15 protein-coding genes and 2 tRNA genes are annotated in these 17,796 nt (G+C 68.2%); 9 read left to right on the top strand and 8 right to left on the bottom strand.

Annotation, left to right across the window (positions count from 1 at the left end):
- A partial coding sequence (locus TF1_RS15860; RefSeq protein ID WP_156482497.1) for an FAD-binding protein occupies positions 1-144 on the bottom strand: 144 nt, incomplete at its 3' end.
- 222 nt (positions 145-366) lie between these two features.
- On the opposite strand from TF1_RS15860, the gene TF1_RS09220 reads away from it, so the two are divergent.
- A complete protein-coding gene (locus TF1_RS09220) occupies positions 367-981 on the top strand; it encodes a DUF6230 family protein (RefSeq protein WP_016189089.1) in 615 nt (204 codons plus the stop codon).
- 4 nt (positions 982-985) lie between these two features.
- A complete protein-coding gene (locus TF1_RS09225) occupies positions 986-2,341 on the top strand; it encodes a DUF6114 domain-containing protein (protein WP_011292753.1) in 1,356 nt (451 codons plus the stop codon).
- A 96-nt stretch (positions 2,342-2,437) separates the two neighbouring features.
- On the opposite strand, the gene TF1_RS09230 is transcribed toward TF1_RS09225, so the two are convergent.
- The 4 genes from TF1_RS09230 to TF1_RS09245 all read right to left on the bottom strand — a co-directional run bounded on the left by TF1_RS09230 (position 2,438) and on the right by TF1_RS09245 (position 9,365).
- The gene (locus TF1_RS09230) at positions 2,438-4,228 is read right to left on the bottom strand and encodes a 3'-5' exonuclease (protein WP_061783819.1); all 1,791 of its coding nucleotides are present in this window, start codon (positions 4,226-4,228) and stop codon (positions 2,438-2,440) included.
- A gap of 552 nt (positions 4,229-4,780) precedes the next feature.
- Positions 4,781-5,848 carry a hypothetical protein gene (locus tag TF1_RS09235; protein WP_016189086.1) on the bottom strand — a complete coding sequence of 356 codons (1,068 nt, stop codon included), beginning with the start codon at positions 5,846-5,848 and terminating at the stop codon, positions 4,781-4,783.
- A 453-nt stretch (positions 5,849-6,301) separates the two neighbouring features.
- A complete protein-coding gene (locus tag TF1_RS09240; protein ID WP_016189085.1) occupies positions 6,302-7,006 on the bottom strand; it encodes a hypothetical protein in 705 nt (234 codons plus the stop codon).
- Positions 7,007-7,229: 223 nt separating this feature from the next.
- A complete protein-coding gene (locus tag TF1_RS09245) occupies positions 7,230-9,365 on the bottom strand; it encodes a 3'-5' exonuclease (protein WP_011292749.1) in 2,136 nt (711 codons plus the stop codon).
- A gap of 294 nt (positions 9,366-9,659) precedes the next feature.
- Between TF1_RS09245 and TF1_RS09250 the strand changes: the two genes are divergently transcribed.
- Positions 9,660-10,298 carry a SanA/YdcF family protein gene (locus TF1_RS09250; protein ID WP_255266163.1) on the top strand — a complete coding sequence of 213 codons (639 nt, stop codon included), beginning with the start codon at positions 9,660-9,662 and terminating at the stop codon, positions 10,296-10,298.
- A gap of 41 nt (positions 10,299-10,339) precedes the next feature.
- On the opposite strand, the gene murQ is transcribed toward TF1_RS09250, so the two are convergent.
- Complete coding sequence (murQ, locus tag TF1_RS09255; protein WP_011292747.1) at positions 10,340-11,254, bottom strand: N-acetylmuramic acid 6-phosphate etherase; 915 nt, start codon at positions 11,252-11,254, stop codon at positions 10,340-10,342.
- Positions 11,255-11,351: 97 nt separating this feature from the next.
- The gene (locus TF1_RS09260; RefSeq protein ID WP_016189083.1) at positions 11,352-12,290 is read right to left on the bottom strand and encodes a MurR/RpiR family transcriptional regulator; all 939 of its coding nucleotides are present in this window, start codon (positions 12,288-12,290) and stop codon (positions 11,352-11,354) included.
- Positions 12,291-12,633: 343 nt separating this feature from the next.
- Between TF1_RS09260 and TF1_RS09265 the strand changes: the two genes are divergently transcribed.
- From TF1_RS09265 to TF1_RS09290, 6 genes are all read left to right on the top strand, one after another.
- A complete protein-coding gene (locus tag TF1_RS09265) occupies positions 12,634-13,608 on the top strand; it encodes an N-acetylglucosamine kinase (protein ID WP_011292745.1) in 975 nt (324 codons plus the stop codon).
- 96 nt (positions 13,609-13,704) lie between these two features.
- Positions 13,705-13,890 (top strand): hypothetical protein, encoded by a 186-nt coding sequence (locus TF1_RS09270; RefSeq protein WP_011292744.1) that lies wholly within the window; start codon positions 13,705-13,707, stop codon positions 13,888-13,890.
- Between the two features lie 130 nt (positions 13,891-14,020).
- A tRNA-Lys gene (locus TF1_RS09275) sits at positions 14,021-14,096 on the top strand.
- A 337-nt stretch (positions 14,097-14,433) separates the two neighbouring features.
- Positions 14,434-15,885: an MFS transporter gene (locus TF1_RS09280; protein WP_011292743.1), complete on the top strand. Its 1,452-nt coding sequence runs from the start codon at positions 14,434-14,436 to the stop codon at positions 15,883-15,885.
- 31 nt (positions 15,886-15,916) lie between these two features.
- Positions 15,917-15,992, top strand: a tRNA-Lys gene (locus TF1_RS09285).
- Positions 15,993-16,320: 328 nt separating this feature from the next.
- On the top strand, positions 16,321-17,334 hold the full coding sequence (locus TF1_RS09290) for a hypothetical protein (RefSeq protein WP_011292742.1): 1,014 nt from the start codon (positions 16,321-16,323) through the stop codon (positions 17,332-17,334).
- A gap of 29 nt (positions 17,335-17,363) precedes the next feature.
- Here TF1_RS09290 and TF1_RS09295 read toward each other — a convergent pair whose 3' ends face one another.
- Positions 17,364-17,765 carry a PPOX class F420-dependent oxidoreductase gene (locus TF1_RS09295; protein ID WP_011292741.1) on the bottom strand — a complete coding sequence of 134 codons (402 nt, stop codon included), beginning with the start codon at positions 17,763-17,765 and terminating at the stop codon, positions 17,364-17,366.
- Positions 17,766-17,796 lie beyond the last annotated feature (31 nt).

A 17,796-nucleotide genomic window follows, 5' to 3' on the forward strand; every position in this document is an offset into this window, starting at 1 on the left:
CTCGAGGACTCCGACCCGGTAGCCCTTCTCGGTAAGGCGCAGCGCGCTGACTGAGCCGCCGAATCCTGAACCGACGACGATGACGTCGTAGTCGAACCGGTCGTCGTCCCCGGTGGGAAGGGTGGAGTGCTGCTCGTGGGTCATCAAGTGCCCCCTGGCGGTCGGGTGGAGGGGTGGTTGTCACACGCTCACGTGTCTGTAATGTGAACTAAGACACTTGGCAATGTGACATTGGCTATTGTAATGTTCGACCCTACTGACCAGTAGATGTGGTCTATGTAACACACCAAGCGGAGGCGGGCACAAGCCCCCAACCTCCCACCCCACGCCACCCCCCACGTCGAGCACGGGACCAGGAGGAAGCCCATGGCCGACGAGACTCTCACCGAATCCCCCAACGGCGGCACTGCGTGGCGCAAATTCGCCTACGTCGCCCTGCCCGGACTAGTCGCAGCGGGGGTCCTTGGCGCGGCCACCACCCAAGGACTGCTCGCCGCCTCCTTCGCGGTGTCCGGAGACAACTTCAAGATCTCCGCATCCCACCTGGAAGGCACCGGGTTCGCCCAGTACGGGGACGTCGCAACCTCGGTCGACAAGACCTCCCGCCCAGTAGGACTCTCCATCATCGAAGAAGCCGAACTCTCCGACATGTGCATGTCGGCACTGCTCGACCTGCCCATCGGAAAAGCGACACTCCTCATCCGCGCCGGGGAGAAAACCCCCGTCACCGCGACCAACATGGTCGTCGACGTCGAACAGCTCAACGGCAACGCCCACTTCTCCGCTATCGAGATCGGCCGCGACGCCAGCACCCTGAACAAGGTGTCCGGTCCCCAAGGCGACTCCGGAGCCTTCGCCCTGCAATCCGACACCGTGACCATCAACGACCTCACCATGGTCTCCTGGGCGGTCAGCTCCGGAACCCTGCGGCTGTCTGGACTCAAACTCAACGTGAAGCCCGGCACCCACGAATGCTTCTGATCCGATGACTCAGCATGCACGGACCTCCCACCGCGCGGTGGGGCCGTTCGCAAGGTGGCGCCGCTCCCGACCGCTGTGGGGAGGACTCCTGACGATCCTCGCCGGGGCCGAGATCGTAGCGGCGCCCCTCGCCCCCCTGCCGTTCCTCGTCTACCAGGGAATCGCGGGAATCTCCGGCTACCTCATCGGAGCCGCGCTGGTCGCACTCGGTGTCCTGGCTTGGCTGCACCCCGCGCAACGCGCCTTCTACGGCATCGTGGCGGTCCTCCTCTCCCTGGCCTCCTTCCTCACCTCCAATTTCGGCGGCTTCGTCATCGGCATGCTGCTCGGCATCATCGGCGGTGCACTCATCTTCGCGTGGGAGCCCCACCGTCCCCCCAAACGCCGCCAGCGCGACCGGACCGACACCGAGACAGCCCCCGCGGAGTCCTCTCCTACCGCAGAGACAGAACCAGCTGACGACGAAGACCACGACGAAGACCGCGAACCCGACACCACCACGCCCGACCGCGGCGGGCAGCGCGGCAGCACCACACACGCGCTCGTCGCCGCCCCGCTCGCCCTCACCCTCGTCCTCGCCTCCGCCCCCGCCGACTGGTGGTGGCCGTGGGACCAATGGTTCAACCGCGGAGGAAACGAACAAAGCGAGCCGCAAGACACCCCCGGAACGCCAACCCCCGCCCCCTCGGCGCAGCCAGCAGACCCGCCGGAACCGGGCACAGAGCCCGCCGAGGAAGACCCGGAGAACCCCGAGCCCGGCGACGAAGCGGCCGACGGCGAGGACGACGAGGAGACGGACGACGAAGAGTCCGAACCCGACACCGAATGCGAGATCCGGACTGGCCCCGTCGACGAGGAGGTCACCGAAGAAGAATTCCTTGACGCGGTCGAAGCCTGCCAGCACGCCGCAGAGACCGGAGACCTCCCCGAGGTCCAGACGCTGCAAGCCGACGACCGCTTCCCCGCCTCCCCAACCACCAGCGGCCTCACCGCGGACCGCATCATCATGAGCGGCTCCTACTTTGCCGGAGTCGTGGAATACCCCACGTCCGCCGGCACGGACCGCTACCTCAAACTCGGGATGAGCCGCGCCGACTTCGACAACGCCGTGCTGTGGTGGATGGACGGGGAGGAGAAGGTCTCTATCGACCTGCCCGACATGACCATGCAGGGCGATGTCGTCATGTACGTCACCCGCATGAAAGTGCGGATCCTCGGCATCCCCCTGGTCTTCACCCCTGACTTTCCGCCCCCGCTGCTCTTGCCCTTCATGATCGTCACCGACGTCGACGTGTCCCGCCCAGTCGCGCACAGCAACGTGCTCACCGTGGACAACATCGAAGTCCGCGCCGGGTCGTGATGCCCAGCGCGGCATTCGGAGCCCGCCTCACCAGGCTGCGGCCGGCGGGCAGGCGGGCCTGCCCAGCGGGAACCGCCAGGCAGGCCGCCCGCGCCCTCAACGGGCCAGGTGCACCGACTCCGGGAGCAACTGGCTGGGCGCTCCCACGTAGGAGACGTACAGGGCGTCCCGGGCGCGCGTGCACGCCGTGAAGAGCAGGTGGCGTTCCTCCTGGTAGACCTGCTCCATGGCCACCGGGTCCCCTTCGGCGGCGCTGATGGCGGCCTTGGGCGGCAGCAGCGGTTCGCTCAGCCCCACCAGGGCCACGTAACGGAACTCCTGCCCCTTCAGCCCGTGCAGCGTGCCCACCCGCACCGCATCCACGTCGGCGGAAGAGTTCAGCGGGGCGGTCGCGATCCCGTTCGCATGGAGTTCTTTCGTGATGATGCGCACCACCCACTGGTTGCGTCCGGCGACCGCGATCGACTCGGGCTGGGCGCCCGCCGCCAACTGCGCCTGGAGCCACTCGCTCAGCGCGGTCCACTCCTCCGCGCGGCTCGCGCAGCCCTGCACCACCGGTTCGGGTCCGTGCAGCACGGAGGCGTACCCTTCGGCGGCCGGGCCTGTGCTGCGGCCCAAAATCGGCAGTGCCCAGTCGAGGATCTCCTGGCTGACCCGGTAGCTGGTCCGCAGCCGGTGGCCGCGGCCTCGGACATTGATGCCCAGCGACGCCAGCGAGACCCGGGTGTCGACGAGCCGCTGCGCCGGATCACCGAGGAGGAACAGGTCGTCGGGCCCCTCGGGGACCGCGGCGCGCAGCAGCCGCCAGTGCGCCGGGTGCAGGTCTTGGGATTCGGTGACGACGATGTGCCGGTAACGCGGCCCTTGGGTGCGCAGCGCCCGTGCTGCTTCGTGCGCCACCTGGGGATAGGACCATTCCCCTGCGGCGCGCATGGCCCCGGTGTACCGCTGGATCGCCTCCCAGACGTGGGGCCGGAACTCAGGTGCCAGGTGCAGCATCCGTCCGTTGCGCTCGCAGCGGATGTAGTCGGCCAGCGAGGTGAGGTCCTGGGCCAGGATCACCTGCTGCCATTCGTCGACGAGGAAACGGCCGGAGAACGGCAGGCCGTCGATCCGCGCTGCGGTGCGCCACCGCTCCGCGAGCTCCTCATCGCTGAGGATCTCCGGCGGGATGCCCGTGCTCTCGCTCAGCACCCCGCGGGCCAGGCTGTCCACGGTGACGACCTCGATCCGGCGGCGTACATCCGGAGCGGACACCAACCGGTCCAACTGGGCGCTGAGCGTCTGCGCGAGGGTGCGGCTTCCCGTGGTGAGCAGCACGCTCGGCCGGGCTGCCGGGCCATACTCCACCGCGTCCCGCTCAGCCAGGTACGCGGCACGGTGCAGGGCGAGCACGGTCTTCCCCGTGCCGGGGCCGCCGGTGGCCTGGGCCGAACCGGCGAAATGTGCGGTGGCCAGGCGCTGGTGGTCCGGGTCGAGGCTCAGCCGCCACTCCGCGAAAGGCAGTGCGAGAGCGTCGGCCAGGTCTGCGGGGCCGCGCACCGGAGCCGCGGCCTCGGCGGGCTCGGGCGGCGCAGGCATTTCCACGAGGTCCAGTTCCAGACCGCCAGGAGCCCGGTAGGTGCGGGCATAGGAGATTGCTTCGTCGTGGCGGCGGACCCCCACCAGGCAGTAGGAGCCTTCCTGGGAGGGGGCGACGATACCGGACCAGTCCGGGCTGATCTGCAGTACCCGCACTCGCGGGTCGGAGGCGTCCGTGACAGCCTGCAGGCGCCCGCTGTCACCGGCCAGGTAGGACCGCACCGCGGTCAGGACCGTGTGCTGGACCCCGCTGTCCAAGCGGGAGAAGTCGTTGAGGAACGTCGGGGCGATCGCGAGTTGCGGCACGGGCTGTTTCCCTCCGGTCACCGTGTTTGACGTGGGACATCGCGTGAGGAGAAGACGGGCGGCCACCGCTTCTTCTGGGAATCTGCGCTTCGGGGAATTTCGGCAAACCACCGCGAAGCATGAGAAAACGGGAGCGGGAACACGGCCTCTTACCTTGGTAAAACACCAGGTCAGAGCGGTTAATTCCAGGATTTTCGAATGTATGTCCGAAGATTTTTCGCGGGCGGAGTGCGACCTGCGGGTTTGCGCGGCGCTCTAGTGACCTCAAACACAGTTATGGACTGTCCATAACCGCGGAGTCCGAGGTGTGCTGCCCGCCGAACGCCGCGCAAACCCGCAGACTGCCCTGCACGTCCGCTTCCCGATACCGGCCGTCCCACACCACAAGGAGCGCTGCTCACACCCGGTGCCCACCCGGTGTGGGCGGCCGTCCGTCTCCCGCAGCAGACCGCCGCACCGCTGCAAGCCCCACCCCGCGCCGCGGCCGAAACCGCCCCGTATTTTCGGTCGCGCCCAGACCCGGGCCTCACCCGCGCGATGTCGCGGACCGGATCAGTCGTCGTCCTCGATCACATAGGGGTGCAGAGCAGGGTTCTCCACGTCCGGATACGGGACGAACCAGGAGTGGGCGTCCTGCGCGAGGAACCCCAAAGGGTCGGCAGCAGAGTCCTCCGGGTCCGCGGTGTCCAAGTCCTCCAGGTAGAGCCATTCATGGTCGTGGTGTCGGTAGGCGTGGCTTTCGAACACCGCGAACATCGCGGTGACCTCGTCCGGATCCACCGCGGCAAACGACACCAGCAGTTCTTTAGCGTTCTCCACGAGCAAATACAGCGCCAACGACTCAGCAGTGGACGCGGGGGGCACCCACGGCGAAGCGGTCAACCGGGAGTAGACCACGGACGCGGTGATGAGGAACTTCTTCGCGAAGCTGAGGTCGTAGTGGTGCCGATAGCGGACCGGGAGGTCGTGGAGAACGAACAGGCCTTCGGAGTCGTCAGCCGTCCAGTGCGCCTCGTCCTTGTCGAGGGACTCCGCCTCCTCGTCCAACGTCATGATGTCCAGGAGCAGCTCCTCAGTCAGCACGGACGCCCGATCGATGAGAGCGCCCGCGGCGAGGAACCGGCTGTCCGGATCCTCGGTGGGGGGACCGAAGGATTCGAGCTCGAACGCACGCAACCGGGAACTGAGGGCCAGGAGGCGGCGGCGCTGCGCGGTGACATCCTCAATCGGCAGACCGACCCTGGTAGCCACCGGCTCCTCCTCGGGCCGCCCCTCCAAAGCTTCGGCGAGTTCGGCGTCGCTGACCGTGACTTCGCACTTGCCCACTTGCCAGTCGGCGAGCAGCTCGGTGCGTTCCAGGATCTCGTGGAGCAGAGCTTCCGCGCCGTTCTCCGCGAAACTCAACGCGGGAGCGTCCACCAGCAGTTCGACCACCGCCCCGGTGGAACTGACTTTCAACCGGTGGTCGTAGGGGGTGATCTCCACTCCTTCAGGACCCTCCACCGTCGCCACTCGGTCAAGCCACTCGGAGAGCAGCGCGGCGGCTCCCTGCTGCTGGAGGCCGTCGAGCCCGGTCGCACCGACAGGAAGTGTCAGCTCGGCGGTGATGCGGTATTCCAAAGAAGGCTCCCAACGCGGCTCGATAGACGGAATTAGAGCATGGCCCAAGACCCGCCGCGTACGGTCCCGTACTCTGCTCGGGTCCTCACCAGCCCGCTGACCGGAACGGAGCATATTGACTCTTTCCCCTATCCACAGGGGAGGGGATTTCTCACCCGCGCAAGTTCCGTGAGCGCAGTGCTCCGGAAAGACTTATACCGCTCAACACCCACCAGAAAGCCCGACCCGACACAGAACCGCACCGCGAACCCCGGGCCCGAGCGGGCCCGCCGTGCGGAGAACTGCACCCGAAACCGGTGATGGCCAGGCCTCCCCGCCAGTGCTCGTGGAACGCATCCGCGCCGACCCGGCTGCCGCTGGCTTGCTCGACATCCTCCCAGCGTGGGAACCGAGGGGCTTTCCTCCGGGTGCCCGCGGATACGGGAGCACCCGGAGGAGGTGCAGCATTTACGGTCAGCTCGACGCCACCTCGGGCAGGGCGTCCTGTGATTCCGCCACAACCCCGACACGGCGCAGCAGCGTCGCCGCATGCCGTCCCAGCGGGGTGAGCACACAGCACTCGCCCAGGTCCAGGTCGTAGCGGAAACGCACCAGGCTCAGCGACTCCAGCAACCGAGTCGCGGCTGCAGCGTCACCCTGCCGCTTCTCACCGCAGAGAATGCGGCGGGGGAGCATGCCTCCCTCGGCGGCGTCCAGCCGGTCCAGCCACTGCGCGGGAAGCGGACAGCCCGCCGGAGCGTGGGAAACAGAGTGCTCCCACAGCAGCGGAAGCAGCTCCACCCCCGCCCGCCACACCCGTGCGGCATCGTCGGGCAGGAGCGGATAGGCCGGTCCAGGCAGGACCCACGCATGCTCCCGCACCACCTCGCCAGGGATCCGTTCCCGCTGGTCCACCACCACTTCCAGCATCCGAGCGGTGACTAAGAGGTCCAGCAGCGCGGCTTCCTCGCCCAGCGAAGGTACGCTGCGCCGCCGGGATTCGTCCCGGACCCGCACCCACGAGCCCAGGCTCACGTACGTGTAGCGGCGGTGCCCTTGAGGTGCGGGAAGCGGAATGCGCGACAGGCGCCGCTGGTCGCCCAACCACCCCAAGAATTCTTGGATCCGCAGCACCAGAGGCGCCCCACGGACCGCCCACACCAGTTCCCGAACGTCCATCTCAGCCTCCCCGGACAGTCGAGATGCGTGCCGCGTAGGCAAGGAGAACCACCCGGTGGGTGACGCGGCGAAAGTCACCCTAGGAAGCCCAGCCCTGCGGCAACAGCCCTCACCAGGAACCTGTGGATAACTCCGGGGTCGGCGGCGAGACCGCCCGTCTTGCAGCACGTCCCGGCTCTCCGCGGCGCCCGGGCCTGCCGTGGCAGCGGCACCCCGGCCCGGATCACCGGAGGGGAAGGAACGGGCTGGGATCGCCGTGCCAGCTCACATACAGCGCCTCACGCGCCCGAGTGCAGGCCACGTACAGCAGACTGCGCTGCGCGGCCAGATCGGAGCGGTGCTGGTTTTCATCCAGGTCCGGACTGGTGACGTGGTCCATCAACGGCAGCGCGGTCGCGGTCACCCCGGTCACCGCGACCGCGCGGAACTCCAGACCTTTCACCCCGTGCATGGTGGTGACCCGGACCGCGTCCGCGGAGTCGTCCACGGTGTGCTGCTGCGGGTTGAACCGTGCGGCGGGGATGCCGTGGCGGCGCAGCGCGCTCACCACCTCCGTGACCCCGCGGCGGGTGCGTGCCGTCACACAGATATCCCCGGGAGCGATCCCCTTGGCCAGCCACGAACGGACCTGGCGGGCGAGCGCCACCAGTTCAGCGGCGGCATCCGGCGCCCCGTAGAGCACAGGCGGGGCACCCTGCAGCAGCGACCGGGTCACCCCGGCCGGCTCCGCGGCATCCATGCCCAGCCCGGCATCCTCCCCCTGCATGATCTGCTCAGCCCAGGTCAGGATCTCAGTGGTGGTGCGGTAGTTCATCCGCAACGGGTACGAGCGGCCCACCACGTTGATCCCCAACTGGCGGAAAGACACGGTGTTGTCGTAGATGCGCTGTCGGTTGTCCCCGGCGATGAACATGTCGTTGGGGCCGGGCGCGACCGCGGCCCGCAACGTCCGCCACTGCGCTGGGTGCAGGTCCTGGCCCTCGTCGACGACAACGTTGGTGTACGGCTTCTCCGTGCGTGCGTTGAGGATCCGGGTCGCCTCCGCGTGCAGTTCCAGGGCCGACAGCTGCTTGGTCCGCCGCATCAACGCACGTGCTGTCGCGATGGCGTGCCACACTTCCCGCCGCTCGTCCACGGTCAGCGGCCGGGACCGGCCGCGCCGGGCATCCGGGTCCAGGTAGCCGTCGACGGTGGTGATGTCCTGGGCCATCACGACATGCCGGTACTCCTGGAACACGAAATCAGCCGACCAGGGCAGGGAGTGCTTGCTGACCACGTTGGCGAACAGGCCGCGCGTATCCGACTCCGGGCGCAGGCTGACTTCGGGCCACTCTTCGCGGACGATATCCAGCGCGAGCTTGTCCGCGGTGATGACGTCCACGTCGGCGCGCAGCTCCTCGTCGAGGAGCAGGGCCAGATCCCGCCGCACCGCTTCCACCAGGGCGTTGGTGAAGCTGGTCAGGAGGATCCGGCCGCCCAGCGGCAGGTGTTCCGCCAGGTATTTGACGCGGTGCAAGGCCACCACCGTCTTCCCGGTGCCAGGGCCGCCGTGGACCAGGACCGGGCCGTTGAACACCGGCCGGTAGGCCAGGGTGCGCTGGGTGGGGTGGAGGAAGACCCGCCACGCGTCGAATTCGCGGCCCAGCACCTCTTCAATGTCGGCATCGTCGTCGACCAGCATCACCCGGTGCCGGGTGTTGCGGATAGCGGTGTCGTAGTCGTCCGAGGCAACGGAGCCGCCCGAGAGCGCACGGCGCGGCTGCACCACTTCGCGCATCACCTGGTCGACGGGCATGCCGTCCAGCAGGTGGAGCAGCACCTCGTACTGGTCCTGCGGGATCGCCGGGCTCCAGTCGACGAGTTCCTCACGCGAGGTGAGGGTGCGGCAGAACGCGATGGTTTCGGAGTCCACGCCGAGCTGGCGCAGGGCCTCGTCACTGATGTCGGAGAACAGGGCGGGCCGCGTCGGCGCCGGGGGAGTAGCCGGAGCTGCGGTGTGCTGGGCGAGCGCGGTGGCGTTGCGCCGCTCCAGCGTGCCCATCACCCTGTTGACGTCGTGGCGCTGGTCGGCCGCCCACTGCTCGGCGTTCTCCCGGGGCAGCAGGTGGACCAGCAGGAAGGTCTCTCCGGATTCGGGAGCGAGGAGGACCCCGGTCCACGAGTCGCTGATCCGGAAGGTGCGGATACGGGGATCCTGTCCTTCCGGAAGTTCCCGGATCCGCAGATCCGGGTGGGACAACAGCGCGGGCAGAGGCAGTTCCCGGAACTTGCGGGTGATCGCGGCCAGCCGTTCTCGGGTGGGGCGGTCTAAGCGGTCGTACTGTGGAAGGCACGTCGCGTCGATGGCGAGCCGCGGCATGAGCCTCCCTCCTTACACCCGTGTGCGTCAGTGCGGTGGGGACACCACGGTGATCGTTCCCACCCGAGTACTTTTCTGATCATTAGCAGCAGAGAGTGACAGAAACTGGCAATCGTCTCGGTGAGGACGAAGGGAACTCGGGGCGCTGCAGGGCGGGGACGGGGCACACCGCCAGAGGAGCGGAACATCGGGGCTTTTCTGCGCATCACACCGGTCGTGACTACGGTGGAACAGCAACGCACGACCGACAACGGAGGAATCGCGGTGCGACGCGGCTGGGTGGTGGCGGGGGCCATGCTGCTCCTGTGCGCAGCACTAGCCGCACCGATCGGGTGGCTGCACCTGACCACCGCGGCTGACCGCTACACCCTCGGGGAGGCCCCGGAGCGTCCAGTGGCCTTGGTGCTGGGAGCTGGGGTGACCCCGGAAGGGGAGCCCACCCGGCTGTTGGAGCGCCGGCTGGAGACAGCCGCGGAACTCTACCGCTCAGGCCGGGTCGAAGCTCTGCTGGTGAGCGGGGACAACAGCCAGGAGCACTACAACGAGACCGAGGTGATGTACGACTACCTGGTCGCTGCCGGAGTGCCCGCGGTGAAGATCGCGCGCGACTACGCCGGGTTCAGCACCTGGGAGTCGTGTGTGCGGGCGCGCGCAGTGTTCGGCGTGGAGTCGGTCACTGTCGTCACACAGACCTTCCATCTGCCTCGTGCGGTGGCGCTGTGCCGGGCAGCAGGGCTCGAAGTGGTCGGTGTCGGCGATCCAGCGTGGGAGGATCGTGCCCCGGCCATGCTGTACGGGTACGCGCGGGAGGTTCCTGCTTCCGTCAAAGCGCTGTTCGACATGGCGGTGCAGCCGGAGCCAACGTTCCTCGGGCCCCAGGAGACCGCGGTGGAGGAGGCGCTGGCCGCAGAACGGTCCGACGAGGCGGGATAGTCCAGCCACGCCTGGGCCGGCACCACTGCCGTCGCTCCGGGCTAGGTGCGGGCGAGCTCCCGGAGCGCGGCGCGCACTGAGCCGTGCGCGGCGTGCAGGGCGTGGGCCGCAGTGGGAACGTCCACGCCGGTGAGCAGGCAGACCAGGGCGATCCGCGTGTCTCCGTCGGCGCGGTGGAGCGCTTCAGCGCAGTCCTCTTCGGACAGGCCGGTGGCCTCGGTGAGGATGGTGACCATCCGTCCCCGCAGTTTGGCGTTGGTGGCTACCACTCCGACCATCAGGTTGGAATAGGTGTAGCCGAGGCGGACCATGACCGCGGTGGAGAAAGCGTTGAGGATGAGCTTCTGCGCGGTTCCCGCTTTCATCCGGGTGGAGCCGGCGATGACTTCGGCGCCGGTCGCTACGCCGATGTGCACGTCCACGTCAGCGGCGAGCGCGGAGTGGGGGTCCGCGGTGACCAGGACGGTGCGGGCCCCTGCTTCGCGGGCACGGTCCAGAGCCCCGGCCACGTAGGGGGTGCGGCCGCTCGCTGTCAGGCCTATGGCGAGGTCAGCAGAGGTCACCGTGGCGGCGTCGGCGCGCCCGCTGGAGAAGTCGTCTTCGATGCCTTCGCAGGCGTGGATCAGCGCGGAGGGGCCGCCAGCATGGTGGGCGACCACCCGGTCCCGGGCGATGCCGAAGGTGGGGGGAAGTTCGGCAGCGTCCATGGTGGCAAGGCGGCCCGAGGTGCCGGCCCCGAAGTAGTGGATCCGTCCGCCGTGGCGGAGCACTGACACCCCGAGGTCGACAGCCTTGGCGAGTTCGGGGAGAACCTCCGCTACGGCACGGGGCACGGTCGCATCCTCGGCATTGATCAACCGCAGGATGTCCGCGGTCGGCAGCAGGTCGATGTCTTTGGTGCTGCTGTTGCGCGCCTCTGTGGGGGCGCGCACGATCTCTACCGGTGCGGTGTGCATGTCAATCTCCTTCGCCAGTGGCGACCGTGCTTCGGTCGCCGCCTACCGCTGTCTCATGTCCGTGCTGGTGGGGCCCTCCGCGGTGGAGTACGCGCGCTTAGGACCGGCGCCGCTCCTCTCTGGAGATGCGGAGGCCACGCACCGCCTCGTAGGTGGCTTCCAGCGCTTCCCGGGTGTCGGCGTAGCGCAGTTGGGCAAGGCCGACGAACACGCAGTCGATCACCGTCAACTGGGCGAGACGGCTGGCAGTCGCTCCGGAGCGGAACGTGGTCTCGCGGGCTGCGGTGGTGAGGATGTGGTCGCTGACCTCGCTGATGGGTGAGCGCGGGAAGTTCGTGATGGCGATGGTGGAGGCGCCTTTGCGGCGGGCTTCTGCGAGTGCCCCGACGGTGTCGCTGGTGGAGCCGCTGTGGGAGATGCCGACGGCCACATCCCCGGGGCGCAGCACCGCGGCACTGGTCAGCATGGCGTGGGCGTCGGTCCAGGCGTGGGAGATCATGCCGATCCGGTGCAGCTTCTGCTGGAAGTCAGAAGCGACGAAGGCGCTGGCGCCGACACCGTAGATGTCGATACGGCGGGCTCCGTCGAGGAGCTCGATAACGCGCTGCAGGGTTTCTATGTCGAGTTGGGAGCCGGTGTCTTCTACGGCGCGCGCATCAGCGTAGGCGATTTTCTGGACCACGGTGACGAGCGTGTCGTCCGGGTTGATGTCGCCGGTGAGCTCTTGGACGCTGCCGCGCGCCCCCCGGGCCTGGCCTGCCTCGGATGCCAGGCGGAGCCGCAGTTCCCGGTAGCCGGCGAAGTCGATGGTGCGGCAGAACCGGATGACGGTGGCTTCCGAGGTGTCGCAGTCCCGAGCGAGCTGGGTGATGGAAGAGTTGGCCACCCCTTCGGGATCGTCGATGATCCGCTGGGCAACGCGTTGTTCGGCGGGCGCCAGGGAGGGCAACAACGAGCGGATCTTCAGCACCGTGCTGGGTGTGGCGCCGCCCTCCTTGGGCGGGAGAACACCGTCGTTGTCGCTTCTCTTCGCCATCTGATTCATGTTGGAAAGTTTCTTTCTTTCGAAAGCTCCCGTCAACGGGCGGAAGGGAGCAAAGGCCAATTTTGGTTGCTACATAAGTGTGATCCGGAGTTCGCCCCGGTGGTATCCCAGGCGACGGACCATCGGAGTCGCCTCTACCCGAGGTCGTCCGTCTCAGTGCGAAGAAATCGGGTGGCAGTGACCGGGAGAAAGAAGCGTACGTCCCCGCGGCGGGCGCTGTGACAGATCCCTCGTTGCTGCTCCAAGAAGTGACCACATTCGACCGGCACTGAAAGTGTGTGGTGTATCACTGAGCGTCGCTGGAGGTGGGGCGGGTGTCTATAAGGTGCGGAACATGAACGAAGAAGTCGTCCTCGGGGTGGACGCGGGTGGCACCCACACTCGCTGCCTCCTGGTCGGCCTCGACGGCACCATCCGCGGCCGCGGCCGTGCCGGAGGGGCCAATCAGCGCTCCAGCGCGGACCCCGCGGTGTCCTTCATCAACGCGGTGTCCGCGTCACTCCGCGAGGCCGGGCCGGTCAGCGTGGCAGCAGCGGTATTCGGGGTAGCCGGTGCCGGGGCAGCGGGCCTGGCCACCACGGAGCAGACCGTGCTGCGGGCCTGGCGGACGCTCGGACTCCCCGGACGCCCCGAGGTCGGCGACGACATCGTCGTGGCGTTCGCCGCCGGTACCGCGGAGCCCAGCGGCGCAGTCCTCATCGCCGGGACTGGAGCGGTCGCCGCCACCATCCGGGACGGCCGGATCGAACGCCGCTGCGACGGATACGGCTGGCTGCTGGGCGATGAAGGATCAGCCGTGTGGCTGGGCATCGCCGGCCTGCGCGCGGCACTCGCCGCCTTGGACGGGCGCGGCCGCGCCACGGTCCTCACTGAGCGCCTGGCCGCCGCGCTCCACGTCCCCGCCGGGAGCCGGCAGGCGCTCATCGGAGCCGCCTACTCCATGCTCCCTGCAGAACTCGGCTCGTTAGCCCCCCGAGTGTGCGCCGCGGCTGAAGAAGGAGACGCCGCTGCCGTGGAGATCGTCTCCACCGCGGCTTCCCGGCTGCTGGAAAGCCTGGCCGCGGTCCTCGCCCCGCCGGTGCAGACCCCGGTAGTGCTGGCCGGTTCAGTGCTGCGCGAAGGCCCCGTGGCCGAACGGGTGCGCACCGCGCTCCGCGAACGCTACGGGGTGCGGCCGGTGACTGCGGCCCCGGGCGAGTACGGTGCCGCGGCGCTGGCCCTGCGGCGGACCGGACGTTCCGCCCAGCTCCACGCCCAGTTGCTTGCCCAGGCGCGCTATGCCCCGTCCCCTCCTGCTGGGGGACGGTGACTGGTGCTCCCGGAGCGGTCTTCCTACGGAAACCCCGCGAGAAAAAACCCGTCGGAGGGGGATGCGCACCCCCGGGAAATCGCTAGGGTCAGATGCATGTCGTACAACAACGAGGAGCAGCTCGACCCGGCTGGTTCGACCCAGAAGTTCCAGCGTTTCGTCGCCGAGAACAGAGAGGAGGAGACCGAACCCCGACGGCCGATCCTGCCGTACGTCTTCGTCGGTCTCAGCGTCATTCTGGCAATCGGCATCATCCTCACCGTGGTTTTGACATGGTCATGACCACATGTCGCCCGGCGTCCGCCGTCCCTGGTGGACGCCGGGCGACGAACGGGACGAATCCGTTCGCGGCGATCCGCAGGGCCTGCTAAAGTTACCGACGTCGGAACGCACAAACCGGCGCATCCGGCACGCGCCATTAGCTCAACTGGCAGAGCAGCTGACTCTTAATCAGCGGGTTCGGGGTTCGAGTCCCTGATGGCGCACCACGAAACCCCGGTATCGCGAGCACCGCGGTACCGGGGTGCTGGCTTTTCTGCGCGGTATGCACCCTGCACCGGATCTCCCAGGACCCCCAGGGCAGGCGCCCCTGCTGCTCGTGCTTCTCGTTGTGCGGGCAACCAATGCCGACAACGCTCGCCCTTGCTATGGCCCGCTCCCTGTCCGCTGGGCTGCTCACGGCCCGGCACGGTCGCGATTCCGTATCGATCCGCGGGCACAGCCCTCCCGGGAAGCCCGAGGCCGGGCCATGCGCGCACACCCGCATCCTCTATCGTCCTGTCATCAGATGTGTGTTCTAGACAACATTTCCCCCGGGAGCTCTGCATGGCGCGATCGTCCAGGACTACCCCCGCTTCCCCGTGGCGGATCACCGCGCCGCTCGTGGTGTCCTCCTTCGCCTACGCCACCGCACAGAACACCATCGTTCCGGTGATCCCGCAGGTGCAGGAAGCCACGGGCAGCAGCGCCAGCCAGGTGGCCTGGATGATCACCGGGTTCTTCGTCTCCTCGGCCGGACTCACCGTGCTGACGGGACGCCTTGGCGACCTCTTCGGCCGCAAACGGGTGCTCTGCGCGATCCTCGCTATCTTCGGCGGCGGGGCCGCGATCGCGGCACTCGGTAACTCGCTCGCCCCCATCATCGCGGGCAGAGTCGTCATGGGCGTGGGCGGCGGCGTGTTCCCGCTCGCCTATGCGATCCTCAGCGCACACCTGCCCCGGGATCGTGCCGCGTTCGGCATGGGACTCATCAGCTCCATGTTCGGGGTGGGTGGCGCGCTCGGCCTGCCGCTAGGCGGGCTCGTCGCGGGACACTTCGGCCACAAAGGCCTGTTCTGGGCTACTGCCGCGGTCGCCCTGCTCGCCCTGGCTACCGTGGCGGGCGCCATCCCCTCAGACCGCGGAGAACGGACCGGTACCGTCGACTGGCTGGGAGCGATCCTGCTCACCCTTGCGCTGGGCGGGCCGCTCACCGCTGTCAGCCGGGCCGAAGAATGGGGCTGGGCTGCGCCGTGGACCCTGGGCCTGCTCGCCCTGGGCGCCGTGGCGTTCGCGGTGTTCCTCGTCGTGGAACGCAAGGTCTCCCACCCGCTTGTGGACCTCGACGTGATGCGCCGCCGCAACGTCTGGGCAGCCAACCTGGTCACCCTGCTGGCGACCACTGGCCACGGAGTCATGTTCTTCCTCGTCCCGCAGATCGTGCAGTTGCCGAAGAGCAGCGGAGTGGGACTGGGGGTGGACGTGGACCACTCCGGGCTCTTCCTGCTCCCCGGCGCGGTGCTGCTCATCTTCGCGGGGCCGCTCACCGGGCGGCTGGTCGCCCGGTTCGGCACGCGGCTGCCGCTGGCTCTCGGGGTGGCGCTTGGGTGCGCTGGGCTGGTCATCCTGGCCGCAGGGAGCAGCCAGCCCGTGGCGCTGCTCACCGGCGGAGCGGTCCTCGGCTTGGCGGGCGGCGTCACCTACGCGACGCTTCCCATGCTCATCGCCGACTCCGTGCCCCTCACCGACCTGGGGAGCGCCAACGGAGTCAACACCATCGTGCGCCACGTGTCCATGGCGGTCTCCGCCCAACTGGCGGCGGCCCTCGTGGTCTCCAGCATCCCCGCAAGCTCCCCGTACCCGCAGTGGTGGGCGTTCACAGCCAACTACGGCGCGGCCGCGGTCCTGGCTGCCCTGGCCCTCATCCCCATCGGTCTACTGCGTCCGCGGCAGACCGCCGCGCCCGATCCGGTGGGGGAGCATGATGCGGCGGCACCGACCACTCCTCAGATCAGGTAGAGTTTTCTCAGAGCCCAGGAAACCTGGGCGGGCGCCATTAGCTCAACTGGCAGAGCAGCTGACTCTTAATCAGCGGGTTCGGGGTTCGAGTCCCTGATGGCGCACCATGGAAACCCCGGTGGGACACGCCTTCAGTGGTGGTCCGCCGGGGTTGTGCTTTGTCGGTGAAACACTGTCGTCTCCCGTAGACCACTCGCATACGGGTATGCCAGCCGCACCGGGCGCCTCCTGGCCACGATGGCCTGCGAGGCATGCCGGCGCTGACCTGGCTGGGCAGAATCCGCAGCGCTCCGTCGCCCTCCGCCTACCCAGTGCACAATTCGTGAAATAAGTAGCAAACCGCCACCACTGGTGCGAATATAGAGCGGTATTTGTCGCATCTATCAGTGATCCTCATCACGAAGGCCGCGGGGAGTGGCACAGAGAGGGGCCGCGGTGGGCAACGGTCGGAACACGGCGGAGTCACGCAGCAAAGCGCTGCACGCTCTGGTAGCACAGGGAACCCTCTCCGCGGAGCAGGCCGAAGCAGTGGCGCAGGCGCTACAGGAAGCGGAAGAACCCGACACGCCAGTCCGCTGGGCCGAAATCATCGGCTTCATCGGCGGAGGCCTGGTCTTCGTCGGCATGGTCAGCCTGCTGTACACCTGGGTCGACCTGGAAAAGCTAGGCCAGGCCGTCCTGCTGCTCACCGTGGCAGCCCTCGCGGCCGGCGGCGGCCTCTTCGCGACAGGCGGACGATTCCGCAACCGGGCTGCGCTTCCCCCCACCCGCCGCCGAGTGGGCGGCACCCTATTCGTCATCGCCGCGCTCGCCGTACCCACAGCCTTGACCGTGGCGCTCGAGCCCGTCAACCCCACGACCGCCGCCGCTCTCGGCCTCCTCTACCTGGCACTCGCCGTGCTCGCCTACACGGCAGCACCCACCGCGGTGGGCCTGCTCGTCGCCGGAGGCACCAGCCTGTGGGCCCTGTGGACGATCCTGGCGAAGTTCGACCTGCTCGACACCGATATCCGGCCCTACGCCCTGTCCGTGGTCGCGGTGGGCCTCGTGTGGGGCGTGGTGTCCCTGCGACTGCCCAACCCGCGGACCGGACTCGTCATGGCCGCGATCTTCGCCTTGGGCGGGGCACAGATCCACCTCGGCGACCACCCCGTTCTCGCCTACACGCTGACGGCGGCGATCGCCGTGCTGAGCCTCGTGCTCTACCAGTGGCAGCGGAGATGGGTGTTCCTCGTCACCGGCGTGCTCGGCATCACGATCGCGGCACCGGAAGCGATCTGGGACTGGACCGACGGAGCGGTCAGCGGCGCACTCCTCATGCTCATCGTCGGACTCGTCCTGCTGGCCGCCAGCGGAGTGGGCATCATGCTGCACCGGAAAACCGACAAGCAGCCCGCCCAGCAGGCAGCTGAACCCCCCGCCGGAAACGCAGAAGGCCCCGCCCGGTAACGGGCGGGACCCACCCTGCACTCCGTAGCTTACTGCTTAGTGGTGTGCTCCGGCCGGACGTAGACGACCACCCGCTCCTCGCCCGGGGACTCCGGCGGGTACGTCTCCTGGCCCAGATACTTCTTCGACATCTTGTTGATGAACGAGCGGTTAGGGTCCGGCTCGATCTTCTCGGCCCGCCCGCGGATCTCGATGTAGCGGTGCGGCTCGTCCGGGTCGTGCACGGACAGGGCGATCCGGCTGTCCCGCTTCAGGTTGCGGTACTTCTGCCGGGTCGTGGTCTGGCTGAACTTGATGTACTCGCCGTCCCATTCGAACCACACCGGGTTGGACTGGGGCTCCCCATGCGGGCCGATCGTCGCCACATGAGCAAACGAGCGCTTCGTGAGGATGTCCTCCCGGTCCTCGGGAACTACCGCCGTCTTCGTCATCGTTGTCCCCCTTCCAACCACCGGAGGACCA

The sequence above is a fragment of the Thermobifida fusca NBRC 14071 = JCM 3263 genome (assembly GCF_001592045.1).
Classification (GTDB): Bacteria; Actinomycetota; Actinomycetes; order Streptosporangiales; family Streptosporangiaceae; genus Thermobifida; species Thermobifida fusca.

What these genes read in the sequence shown, in the direction of transcription:
- TF1_RS09220 (WP_016189089.1), top strand. Translation starts at nt 367, where the DNA reads ATGGCCGACGAGACTCTCACCGAATCCCCCAACGGCGGCACTGCGTGG.
- TF1_RS09225 (WP_011292753.1), top strand. Translation starts at nt 986, where the DNA reads ATGACTCAGCATGCACGGACCTCCCACCGCGCGGTGGGGCCGTTCGCA.
- TF1_RS09240 (WP_016189085.1), bottom strand. Translation starts at nt 7,006, where the DNA reads ATGGACGTTCGGGAACTGGTGTGGGCGGTCCGTGGGGCGCCTCTGGTG.
- TF1_RS09245 (WP_011292749.1), bottom strand. Translation starts at nt 9,365, where the DNA reads ATGCCGCGGCTCGCCATCGACGCGACGTGCCTTCCACAGTACGACCGC.
- TF1_RS09250 (WP_255266163.1), top strand. Translation starts at nt 9,660, where the DNA reads ATGCTGCTCCTGTGCGCAGCACTAGCCGCACCGATCGGGTGGCTGCAC.
- murQ (WP_011292747.1), bottom strand. Translation starts at nt 11,254, where the DNA reads ATGCACACCGCACCGGTAGAGATCGTGCGCGCCCCCACAGAGGCGCGC.
- TF1_RS09260 (WP_016189083.1), bottom strand. Translation starts at nt 12,290, where the DNA reads ATGGCGAAGAGAAGCGACAACGACGGTGTTCTCCCGCCCAAGGAGGGC.
- TF1_RS09265 (WP_011292745.1), top strand. Translation starts at nt 12,634, where the DNA reads ATGAACGAAGAAGTCGTCCTCGGGGTGGACGCGGGTGGCACCCACACT.
- TF1_RS09270 (WP_011292744.1), top strand. Translation starts at nt 13,705, where the DNA reads ATGTCGTACAACAACGAGGAGCAGCTCGACCCGGCTGGTTCGACCCAG.
- TF1_RS09280 (WP_011292743.1), top strand. Translation starts at nt 14,434, where the DNA reads ATGGCGCGATCGTCCAGGACTACCCCCGCTTCCCCGTGGCGGATCACC.
- TF1_RS09295 (WP_011292741.1), bottom strand. Translation starts at nt 17,765, where the DNA reads ATGACGAAGACGGCGGTAGTTCCCGAGGACCGGGAGGACATCCTCACG.